The following is a 10,189-nucleotide window of genomic DNA, read 5'->3' as shown; positions in this document are numbered from 1 at the left end:
CCATGTCCGTTCCATCCCTCGCGGAGATGCGAGCCACGAACGGCTCCGACGTCTCGCCGGCCGACTACGTCCACCACGCTCTGCGCGCAGCGGAGCTGGGCGCCGATTTCGCGGCGGCGCTGATCGCGCTGCTGAATCCGCGCATCGTCGAGCGGGAAGGCCGCATGCTGGTCGAAGCGGTCGGTGCTCCAGCCCGTTACGCGGCCTTTCGCGCCCAAGGACAGGCGCCTCAGGAGGCCGAATACTGGGCGAACCTCACCGTGGTCAGCGACCTGCTGGGCGATCTGGACGTGCCTCAGGCACACAAGCTTGCACAGGTCCTGCGCTGGTCGTGGCAGAACGCGCTCGCGGCGCAATATCCGCAGGCGACACAGGTCGTGCGTGTGCTCGAAGACCGTGCCGCGGCAGAGGTCCTTGTGACCCTGTCCGAACCGCCTTCCGCGTCCACGCCGGAATGATCTGCCGGGACGCGCCGAAGCAAGCGTCCGTTGGCTCTAGAAGAGCCCGACGACGATGGCCCCCAGAAACAAAAACACCAATCCGACCGTCAAGATGTGCAACTCGCGGACCATGGGAGCCCTCCAGTCCTGGAGACGTTCCCAGCGTCCGGCGTCCTTCGGGCATCCGTCAACACATCCGAATCGGGACTCGTTGAATCGCCTCATGGATTCGGCACAAATTATTTCTGACAATCGCTCATCGTCCCGGCGGCGGACGCATCACCACGCGATTTCCCTGCCGGTATAATCGCGGAAGCTGCCGCTGTTTTCCGCATTGAGTTCCGCGATCCGCGCCCGCAAGCCGTGCACGCTTTGCGGCGGCGTGACCGGCGCGCCGCTGCCGCCCATGTCGGTCTGTACCCAGCCGGGATGGAAGATGCCGACGGCGATCCCGTCGGAGGCCCATTCCTTCGCCAGCCCGCGCATGAACGAATTCACCGCCGCTTTCGACGCATGATAGGGGTAGGCGCCGCCGCTATGATTGGCGATGGAGCCGAGCTGGCTGGTGATCGTCACCAGCTTCTTGTCGTTGCCCGCCTTCAGGTTCTCGTGGAACGCGGCCGCCACCGTCACGGGCGCGACGCTGTTTACCGCGAAGATCCGCAGCCAGGCTGCGGCGTCGATGATCCCCTTTGCCCGCTCCCGCGGCCCGCCCACGCCGGCATTGTTGATCAGGATGTCGATGGGAGCCGCCCCCAGCTCCGCCTTGAGCGCCGCGACCGAGGCCGGATCGGCGACGTCCAGCGCCGCGGTCCGTACATTGCGCGCGCGCTTCACCAGCGCGTTCAGCGCCTCGGCGGCGTCCGGCTCGCGGCAACAGGCGATAACGTCGGCGCCGTCGGCGGCATATTGCGTCGCGAATTCCAGGCCGATGCCGCGATTGGCGCCTGTCACGAGAATCGTCGTCATGCTGTCCCATACCCTCCGCCGCCCGGCGTTTCGATTTCGATGACGTCTCCGGCCGCGACATCGATCGCGTCGCAGCCCTTGAGCATAACGCGCGTGCCGTCCCGGCGGACGATGCCGTTGCGGCCTTTTTCGCCCGCCCCGCCGCCCGCCAAGCCGAACGGCGCGGTCTCGCGCCGCGTCGAGAGGATCGCCGCCGTCATGGCCTCCCGGAAGCGGATGCGCCGCACGACGCCATCGCCGCCCCGCTGCGCGCCCGCGCCGCCCGAGCCTTGGCGGATGAAGAACTCCTCCACCAGCACCGGATAGCGCGTTTCGAGCACTTCGGGATCGGTCAGCCGCGAATTCGTCATATGGGTGTGCACGGCGGATTGCCCTTCGAAGCCCGCGCCGGCGCCGGCACCGCCGCAGATCGTCTCATAATATTGATGGCGCTCATTGCCGAAGGTGAGATTGTTCATCGTGCCCTGGCTCGCCGCAAGCATGCCCAGCGCGCCGAACAAGGCATCGACCACCGCCTGGCTGGTCTCGACATTGCCGGCCGCCACGGCGCCGGGCGGGCGCGGCTTCAGCAGCGAGCCCTCCGGCACCACGATCTCGAGCGGCTTCAGGCATCCCGCATTCATCGGAATATCGCTGTCGACCAGGCAGCGGAAGACATAGAGTACCGCCGCCTTGGTCACCGATCCCGGCGCATTGAAATTGTTCGCCGCCTGCGCGCTGGTGCCCGTGAAGTCGATCCGCGCGGACCGGCTGGCGCGGTCCACCGTCACCGCGACGCGGATGACCGCGCCGCCGTCCATCGGCATCTCGAAGGCGCCGTCGGACAGCCGGCCGATCGCCTGTCGCACCGACTCCTCGGCATTGTCCTGGACGTGCCGCATATAGGCGGTCACGACGCCCAGGCCACGCGCCGCGCAGGCGTGGCGCAGTCCGTCGGCGCCCTTTCGGCAGGCGGCCGCCTGGGCGCGCAGGTCGGCGAGGTTCTGCTCCGGATTGCGCGCCGGCCACGGCCCTGCGTCCAGCACGCCGCGCACCGCCGCTTCGTCGAACACGCCCGCGTGAATCATGCGGATGCCGTCGAACAGTGCGCCCTCCTGCGCGATGTCGGTCGAGAAGGGCGGCATCGAGCCCGGCGTGATGCCGCCGATATCGGCGTGATGGCCGCGGGCCGCGGTGAAGAAGGCGCGTTTTCCGTCGACGAACACCGGCATGACGACCGTCACGTCGGGCAGATGGGTGCCGCCGTCATAGGGCGCGTTGGTGACGAACACGTCGCCCTCGCGCATGTCGGGATGCTTGGCGAGGACGGCGGTGACGCAATCGCCCATCGAGCCCAGATGCACCGGCATATGCGGCGCATTGGCCACCAGCCCGCCCTCCGCATCGAACGCGGCGCAGGAGAAATCCAACCGCTCCTTGATGTTCACGGAGGTGGCAGTGTTCTGCAGCACCACGCCCATCTCCTCCGCGATGGCCATGAACAGGTTGGCGAAGACTTCGAGCGACACCGGATCGGCGATCTCGGCGCGCGGCGCGACGCGGGCGCGCTCCGCGACGCGCCGCAGGACGATGCCATGTTCCGTGCACGCGGCGCGCCAGCCGGGTTCGACGACGACGGTCTGATGCGGCTCGACGATGAGGGCAGGGCCGTCGACATCGGCCGACCCGCGCAGGACGGCCGCGTCATGCCATGCGCCTTGGCTGAAGAGGCGCACAATCTCCCTTCCTTCCGCGTTCATGGAGGAGGCGGATCGCATCGCCGAGCGACGCGGGACGGAAGGCGAAGAGTCACCAGCGGCGCCGGAGAATCCGTCCCCGCCCGTCTCGCCGCGCGCCTCGACCTCCATCGACTCGGCGACCAGTCCGCGACCTTCGAAGCCGAAGCCGAATTGCCGCGCATGATCCGCGGCGAACGTCTCCGTCATCTCTTCGACGGGGCCGAACCGCACCGGCAGCGTGGTGTCGCTGCCCTCATAGCGGAGATGCACCCGGACGGTGCTCGCGATCAGGCGGGCGCCTTGCGCGATCAGCTCGTCTTCCGCCGCACGCCGCAACTCGCCTTCCGCCCGCGCCAGCGTCTTGCCGGCTTGCGCGAGCGGCCGTCCGATCGCCCGCTGGCGCATGCTGCGCAGGGCCGCACGCTTCATGCCATAGGCGGACAGCACGCCGGACAGCGGATGCAGGAACACCGTCGTCATGCCCAGCGCGTCGGCCACCAGGCAGGCATGCTGCCCGCCCGCGCCGCCGAAGCAGTTGAGCGCGTAGTCGCGCACGTCGATTCCCTTGGCGACGGAGATGCGCTTGATCGCGTTCGCCATGTTCTCCACCGCGATGCGGATGAACCCATCGGCGATCTCCGCCGCCGGCCGTCCGATCCGCGCCGCAAGTTCGCCGAACGCGTTGCGCACCGCATCTTCGTCGAGCGGCTGGTCGCCGCCCGGCCCGAAGATCCGGGGGAACAGATCGCCCCGCAGCTTGCCCACCATCACATTGGCGTCGGTCACCGTCAGCGGTCCGCCGCGGCGATAGGATTTGGGACCCGGATCGGCGCCCGCCGAGTCCGGTCCCACGCGGAACCGGGCTCCGTCGTAGCTGAGGATCGAGCCGCCGCCCGCCGCGACCGTGTGGATCGCGAGCATCGGCGTGCGCAGCCTCACGCCCGCGATCTCGGCTTCATAGACGCGCTCGAATTCGCCGCTCCACCGCGCCACATCCGTGGAGGTGCCGCCCATGTCGAAGCCGATGACGCGTTCGAACCCCGCTTCGCGTGCGGTCTCCGCCATCCCCACCACGCCGCCGGCCGGTCCGGACACGATCGCATCCTTGCCGCGGAAGAAGTCCGGCGCCGCCAGTCCGCCATTCGACGTCATGAAGGACAGCCTTGCGTCCTGCAAGGCCGCGGCGATCTTCTGCGTGTAGCGCGCCAGCACCGGCGAGAGATAGGCATCCGCCACCGTGGTGTCGCCGCGCGACACGAATTTCATCAGTGGCACCGCCTCGTGGCTCGTCGAGATCTGCGAGAAACCGCAGGCCCGCGCGATCTGCGCCGCCCGCGTCTCGTGGGCGGGAAAGCGATAGCCGTGCAGGAACACGATGGCACAGGACGCGATCCCGCGCGCCCGCGCCGCCGTCAGGTCGCGCATCAGCGCTGTTTCGTCGAGCGCCCGCAACACCGTGCCTTCCGCCGTCACGCGCTCGTCGGCTTCGATCACGCTCTCATAGAGCATGTCCGGCAATTCGATCTTCAGCGCGAACAGCTTGGGCCGGTTCTGGTACCCGATGCGCAGCTGGTCGCGGAAACCGCGCGTGGTGACCAGCACGGTCGGCTCGCCGCCGCGCGTCAGCAGGGCATTGGTGGCTACCGTGGTGCCCATGCGAACCTCGCCCACGAATCCGGCCGGAATCGCGGCTCCGCTTTCGAGACCCAATGTGCGACGGATTCCCTCCAGCGCCGCGTCGTCATAGCGCGCGCTTTGTGACAGCAATTTCAGGGTCGACAAGGTTCCGTCCGGCGCCTCCGCGACGATGTCGGTGAACGTGCCGCCGCGGTCGATGTAGAAATTCCACCGCGCAGCGGATGCATGGCCGGGTTGTGCTGACATGGCGCCGAGATTGTCCTATTGCTTCGCCCCATGTCCATGTTGGGAAAGCTAGGGGGCGCCGCGGCCGGTTTCATGCTGGGCGGCGGGCCGGTCGGCGCGCTGATCGGGGCGTTGGCGGGCCACTTCCTGATCGACCGCGAAATGCCGCAGCTCGAGCCGGGCGAGGCGCCGGGCGTGGTCTTCACCATCGCCATGATCGCGCTGGCCGCAAAGATGGCCAAGGCCGACGGCGCGGTGACCGACGACGAGGTCCAGACCTTCCATCGTTTGTTCCGCGTCCCGCCGCACGAACTCGGTGCCGTCAACCGGATCTTCCGCCTCGCGCAACAGGACACCGCCGGTTATGAGGCCTATGCCGGACAGGTCGCCAAGATGCTCGTGGGAAATCCGGCGCTTCTCGAAGACATCCTCGACGGCCTGTTCGAGATCGCCAAGGCGGATGGCGTCTTCCATCCCGGCGAATCGGCCTTCCTCGAGCGGGTTGCGGAGATTTTCGGCTTCACCCAGGGCGAGTACCGCCGCATCCGCGCTGCCCATATCGGTCCCGACAAGGGCGATCCTTATGTGATCCTCGGCGTCGCATTCGACGCGAGCGATGACGAGGTCAAGGCGACCTATCGCATGCTGGTGCGGGAGAACCATCCCGACAAGCTCATCGCCCGCGGCGTGCCGGAAGAATTCATCCGGCTCGCGACCGACAAGCTGGCGGTGATCAACGCGGCCTATGACAGGATCGAAAAAGAACGGCACTGGATAAAATAAGCGGTGCGCTTAGTGATAGCGCACCGGCATCACGTCATGGATGCTGACCACCGACACCGCGTGGCCCGTGGCGTCGGCGATCTCGATCTGCTTGCGGTCGAATTCGTCGGGATTGTCCGCGATCAGCTCGCGCACGATCTTGACCGCTGCATCGCGCGCCGCTTGTGCGGTAGAGAAATGATATGCGACGGGGTCGCGGATCAGATCCTCGCCGTCGCGGACATTGAGATAGAACTGCGCCATTGCGATCTCCTGACATGAGAACGGTGCGGCATCCCACAAGTTCCGCCCGGCGGCCCTGCTGAATTTCGCTCGTATCTCGCAACCCTTTCGCGGGAAAGGGTTTTTACGCCTTTGCTTGACAGCGGCGGGCTGCCGCAGAACGCTGCCCAAGTCCGTCCAACCTCCCGCCCAGCAGAACAGGAAGCGATTATGGCTCTTCGTGGCCTTTTGTGCCTGGTCGCCGCTGTTGCCATCGCCGGCGCGGATGCGCGTGCCGTCCCCGCGGCGTCTCCCGGCGCCCCCGATATTGCCGCGCTCGCGGCGTTGCAGCCGGACGACACAGAAGTCCGGGTCATGTCCGTGCCCTATTATGCGACGCCGGGAGACGGCGGCGGCGGCATCTTCGTCTGGCAGAAGGCGAGCACCGCCGCGCCCGATCGCTGTCTCGTGTTCGGCGCGCCCGGCGGCGGGCCGGGCCGCTGGGTGCGCCAACTTCAGGGCGTGCCGTTCAGCGTCGACATGTGCGGCACCGGCACGGCGGACGACAGCGTCGCGTTCAGGGCGGCATTTTCCGTTTGCGCGGGCCAAGGCGTGCATCTGAGCCTGTCGGCCAGGCACTATTATCTGCGCGCGACGCTCAATCCGCCGCCGCACTGCGCGTGGGACGGGATGGGCAGCATGGGTTACGGCTCCGGCACCTTGCCGACCGTGCTGGATTTCTCGCGCGCCGGCCCGGCCGTCACCGAGGCCGTCAACGTCACGGGCCCAGGCGGCGCGGGCGACTACAAGCCGGCGCTTCCCTTCGGCCACTTCGCGATCATGGGGCACGGCTCTTCGCTCAAGCGCGGTCTCTATGTAAGCCGTCTTCTGGGCCTGCAGATCCATGACGTCAGCGTGACCTACATCCCCGGCGGCGGCCCCTGTTTCCACATCGGCCAGGTGCAGCAGAGCGCGTTCGATTTCCTCTACGCCTATGGCTGCGGCAGCCCGACCAGCGGCGAGATCGTGTTCGACGGCGAGACCGAAAGCACGACCACGACGGCCAGCAACATCTTCGCGGAATCGGATGCCGGCAACCGGGCGCTCTGCGGCGTGATGATCGACCACAATCTCGATTTCGCCCTGCTCAGCGGCGATGCCGAATGGTCCGGCACGCCGCTCTGCATCAACAGGCGCGGCGGCGGCGTCCTCGGCGTGACGGTCAGCAATTTCGACATGGAGGGGCCGAGCAACGGCGCGTCGCATTGCGTGATGATCGGGCCCGATGCGGGCGGCGGTGTCGTCGGCACGAACATCGCCTTCAGCAACTTCATCTGCCAGGCGGTCCGGACACCGATCACCTCCGCCTTCTTGATTCGGAACACCCGCAATTTCCGCGCGACCAACGGCTACACGCAGTTTCCCGTCAACGGCGGCACGATCTTCGCTTTCGAGGGCGCCAACGAAGGGGCCGTCATCGACGGCAACACCGGCCCTCCGGGGCAGACCAGCCATCTGGTCCGGGTCGCCGGCGCGCTCGTGCCGGGCGCCAATGCGGATACGCCCTGGTACATGGCCGCGATGCCGGCTCCAGTGGCGAAGCTGCATGTCTGCAATACGAGCTACTTGGGCGTGCGCCGCATCGTGACCGATGCGACGCGGACACCGGCCGTGGGCATCGGTTCCGTCGTGGCCGGCGGCGGCCCCAACACCGTGGCGGTGGGCTGCGACGGGACAAGCTGGCGCATCGGCGGCTAGCGATCCGGGACGGCCTTTGTGATGATTATTTGATGACTCCCCTTGACGGATGGCTCCTTGATGACTTTATGATGATCACAAGGGCCGGTTACGGGCCCGCACATCAAGGAGTCACACATGAGCAAGATCGGAGTGGGCGTCGGCGAGGATTTCCCGGTCGACGACGGCAAATCCGCTGCCGCCGCTGGGCCGGAGCCCCAGCGCGGCCCCGGCGATGACGGCTATGCCGAATACGCCGCCCGCCGCGAAGCCTATCGCCGCTGGCACGAGCAGCGCCGCGAATGGAAGCGCCAATGGCGCGACGAATGGCATGCCCGCCGCCGCGAATTCCGCGATCAGTTCCGCGGCAGTTATTACGACGGTTATGGCCGCGACAATGGCGGCCGCGCCTATATGGCTTGGGGCCATCCGGGCATCTGGAGCACGGGTCTGCTGTGGCGCATCCTCGCCGCGGTCGCGGTCATCGCGGCGGTGGTCTTCGTCTTCAACCACATCTACTTCATCCTCGGTGCGCTGGTGGTGATGGTGCTGGTCGCCGCCGCCTTCCGCCACGGCTTCGATCCTTTCGATCTGCCGCCGCGCGACTTCGCCCGCCGCGAGCGGCGCCCCAACCCGTCGGCCGAGCGCCCGGCACCGCCGCCGGCTCCCACCGACACCCCCAATTGAAGGAACATCCCATGCACGGACATCGTCACCGCCGCTTCCACGGCGCCGCCGCGGAGGCCATGCGCGCCGCCGCCGAGGCCATGGAGACCGGCGAGCGCACCACCACCCGCGTCCAGCTCGAAATGCCGCCCCAGGCCATGGAGCGCCTGCAACGCCTGAAGGAGAAGACCGAGGCCGCCTCCTATGCCGAAGTCATCCGCAACGCGCTGCGCGTCTTCGAGGCTCTGATCCAGGAGCACGAAGCCGGCGCGGAATTTTCCCTCAAGCGCGCGAACGGAGAGACCGTCGCCTACAAGATCTTCGTCTGATGAGCATCGCCGAACCCCAAAGCCCCGGCGCATTGGCGCAGATCGGTCTGTTCCTGCAGCGCAAGGGCCGCCGCGTCTGGCCGCTGACGGTCCAGGCCAAGCGGCTCGTCACGCCGCGCATGATGCGGGTGATCTTCACCGTGCCCAAGCTCGACGAACTCGTGTGGAAGCGCGGCCAGGATCTGGTGCTCGAACTGCCGCAAGCGGACGGCACCATTGCGCGGCGTCACTACACGATCCGCACGCTGGACGCGGAGGCGGGCACGCTCGCCATCGACTTCGTGCTGCATGGCGATAGCCCCGCCGGCAGCTGGGTGCGTGCCGCCGAGCCCGGCGCTCAGATCCATGCAGCCGGGCCGCGCGGCCATACCTATCTGCACGAGGCCGATTGGCATCTCTTCGCCGGCGACGAGACCTGCATCCCCGGCATCTTCGCGATGCTCGAAGGTCAGCCGCCCGGCGCCACCGCCTTCCTCGAGATCGCCGACGATGCCGAGCGCCAGCCGGCACCCGACGGGGCGCGCGTGGTCTGGCTGCCGCGCGGCGGCGCCGCTCCCGGTCCCAGCCGGATCCTGTACGATGCGGTGGAGGCCTTTGCCTTCCCACCCGGCCGTGGCCACGCCTATGTCATCGGGGAAACCTCGAACGTCCGCGCCATCCGCCAGCGCCTGATCGCGCGCGGGCTTGGCAAGGAGCAGACTTGCGCGGAAGGCTATTGGCGCCCCGGCCGCGTCGGCGGTCACGACCACGCATGAAGGACGCATGACGCTGAAGCTCGTTTCCTGTCCGTCGCCCAACCACGATGCCCGTCCGGACGGCGCGCCGATCGACATCCTGGTGCTGCACTACACCGGCATGAAGACCGCGGACGAGGCACTGGCGCGGCTCTGCGATCCGGCGGCGAAGGTCTCGGCGCATTATACGATCGGCCGCGACGGTCGCGTCTTCGCGCATGTGCCGGAGGAACGTCGCGCCTGGCATGCCGGCGTGTCGTGGTGGGCGGGGGAGAAGAACGTCAACGGCCGCTCCATCGGGATCGAGCTCGTCAATCCGGGCCATGAATTCGGCTATGAGCCCTTCGCACCGGATCAGGTCGCGGCGCTGATCGATCTCGCGCAGGGCATCCTCTCGCGCCATCCGATACCGCCCGGCCGCGTCGTCGGCCATTCCGATGTCGCGCCGGCGCGCAAGATGGATCCGGGCGAACTCTTTCCCTGGCAACACCTCGCGGAGTTCGGCATCGGCCTCTGGCCTCGAACTGCGCCGATCGGTCGTCCACCGCGCAAGGATGAGACGGTTTTGGAAAACCCGGCGTCGGCGCTCGCCCAATTCGGCTACGGCGTCCCGCCCCAGACGGACGCGTCCCTGGACGCGGTCATCACCGCCTTCCAGCGCCACTTCCGGCCCGGCGCCGTCAACGGTGCTTGGGACAGCGAATGCGCCGCCATCCTCGACGGCTTGCTGGCAGCCTAGCCTGGGCGCA

Annotated in this window: 10 protein-coding genes; 7 read left to right on the top strand and 3 right to left on the bottom strand. The window is 67.7% G+C overall.

Translation table 11 applies throughout. The annotated features are described in order from the left end of the window. Positions 1-2 precede the first annotated feature (2 nt). Positions 3-458 (top strand): hypothetical protein, encoded by a 456-nt coding sequence (locus WDM91_12600; GenBank protein MEI9995428.1) that lies wholly within the window; start codon positions 3-5, stop codon positions 456-458. A gap of 261 nt (positions 459-719) precedes the next feature. Here the strand turns inward: WDM91_12600 and WDM91_12595 are convergent, their stop codons facing one another. Then, positions 720-1,409 (bottom strand): SDR family oxidoreductase, encoded by a 690-nt coding sequence (locus WDM91_12595; protein ID MEI9995427.1) that lies wholly within the window; start codon positions 1,407-1,409, stop codon positions 720-722. Next, positions 1,406-5,011, bottom strand: coding sequence for a hydantoinase B/oxoprolinase family protein (locus WDM91_12590; protein MEI9995426.1), 3,606 nt, complete (start codon positions 5,009-5,011; stop codon positions 1,406-1,408). The genes WDM91_12595 and WDM91_12590 overlap by 4 nt, the downstream gene beginning before the upstream one ends. Before the next feature lie 30 nt (positions 5,012-5,041). Between WDM91_12590 and WDM91_12585 the strand changes: the two genes are divergently transcribed. Next, positions 5,042-5,773 (top strand): TerB family tellurite resistance protein, encoded by a 732-nt coding sequence (locus tag WDM91_12585; GenBank protein ID MEI9995425.1) that lies wholly within the window; start codon positions 5,042-5,044, stop codon positions 5,771-5,773. A 9-nt stretch (positions 5,774-5,782) separates the two neighbouring features. On the opposite strand, the gene WDM91_12580 is transcribed toward WDM91_12585, so the two are convergent. Beyond that, positions 5,783-6,016 (bottom strand): hypothetical protein, encoded by a 234-nt coding sequence (locus WDM91_12580; GenBank protein MEI9995424.1) that lies wholly within the window; start codon positions 6,014-6,016, stop codon positions 5,783-5,785. Positions 6,017-6,205: 189 nt separating this feature from the next. Between WDM91_12580 and WDM91_12575 the strand changes: the two genes are divergently transcribed. The 5 genes from WDM91_12575 (at position 6,206) to WDM91_12555 (ending at position 10,179) form a co-directional block, all read left to right on the top strand. Beyond that, the gene (locus WDM91_12575) at positions 6,206-7,732 is read left to right on the top strand and encodes a hypothetical protein (protein ID MEI9995423.1); all 1,527 of its coding nucleotides are present in this window, start codon (positions 6,206-6,208) and stop codon (positions 7,730-7,732) included. Positions 7,733-7,849: 117 nt separating this feature from the next. Beyond that, the gene (locus tag WDM91_12570; GenBank protein MEI9995422.1) at positions 7,850-8,398 is read left to right on the top strand and encodes a hypothetical protein; all 549 of its coding nucleotides are present in this window, start codon (positions 7,850-7,852) and stop codon (positions 8,396-8,398) included. Between the two features lie 11 nt (positions 8,399-8,409). Further along, positions 8,410-8,706 carry a ribbon-helix-helix protein, CopG family gene (locus WDM91_12565; protein MEI9995421.1) on the top strand — a complete coding sequence of 99 codons (297 nt, stop codon included), beginning with the start codon at positions 8,410-8,412 and terminating at the stop codon, positions 8,704-8,706. Beyond that, positions 8,706-9,461: a siderophore-interacting protein gene (locus WDM91_12560; protein ID MEI9995420.1), complete on the top strand. Its 756-nt coding sequence runs from the start codon at positions 8,706-8,708 to the stop codon at positions 9,459-9,461. The genes WDM91_12565 and WDM91_12560 overlap by 1 nt, the downstream gene beginning before the upstream one ends. Positions 9,462-9,468: 7 nt before the next feature. Next, positions 9,469-10,179, top strand: a complete 711-nt coding sequence (locus tag WDM91_12555) for an N-acetylmuramoyl-L-alanine amidase (protein ID MEI9995419.1) — start codon at positions 9,469-9,471, stop codon at positions 10,177-10,179. Positions 10,180-10,189: the final 10 nt, after the last annotated feature.

Origin of the sequence: Rhizomicrobium sp., assembly GCA_037200385.1 — a bacterium.
Taxonomy (GTDB): Bacteria; Pseudomonadota; Alphaproteobacteria; order Micropepsales; family Micropepsaceae; genus Rhizomicrobium.
The sequence above is the reverse complement of the archived record's forward strand: the minus strand, read 5'-3'. Positions and strand labels throughout refer to the sequence as shown.

Excerpts from the sequence above, each read along its gene's own strand:
- WDM91_12600 (MEI9995428.1), top strand. The coding sequence starts at position 3 with ATGTCCGTTCCATCCCTCGCGGAGATGCGAGCCACGAACGGCTCCGAC.
- WDM91_12595 (MEI9995427.1), bottom strand. The coding sequence starts at position 1,409 with ATGACGACGATTCTCGTGACAGGCGCCAATCGCGGCATCGGCCTGGAA.
- WDM91_12585 (MEI9995425.1), top strand. The coding sequence starts at position 5,042 with ATGTCCATGTTGGGAAAGCTAGGGGGCGCCGCGGCCGGTTTCATGCTG.
- WDM91_12590 (MEI9995426.1), bottom strand. The coding sequence starts at position 5,011 with ATGTCAGCACAACCCGGCCATGCATCCGCTGCGCGGTGGAATTTCTAC.
- WDM91_12570 (MEI9995422.1), top strand. The coding sequence starts at position 7,850 with ATGAGCAAGATCGGAGTGGGCGTCGGCGAGGATTTCCCGGTCGACGAC.
- WDM91_12555 (MEI9995419.1), top strand. The coding sequence starts at position 9,469 with ATGACGCTGAAGCTCGTTTCCTGTCCGTCGCCCAACCACGATGCCCGT.
- WDM91_12575 (MEI9995423.1), top strand. The coding sequence starts at position 6,206 with ATGGCTCTTCGTGGCCTTTTGTGCCTGGTCGCCGCTGTTGCCATCGCC.
- WDM91_12565 (MEI9995421.1), top strand. The coding sequence starts at position 8,410 with ATGCACGGACATCGTCACCGCCGCTTCCACGGCGCCGCCGCGGAGGCC.
- WDM91_12560 (MEI9995420.1), top strand. The coding sequence starts at position 8,706 with ATGAGCATCGCCGAACCCCAAAGCCCCGGCGCATTGGCGCAGATCGGT.
- WDM91_12580 (MEI9995424.1), bottom strand. The coding sequence starts at position 6,016 with ATGGCGCAGTTCTATCTCAATGTCCGCGACGGCGAGGATCTGATCCGC.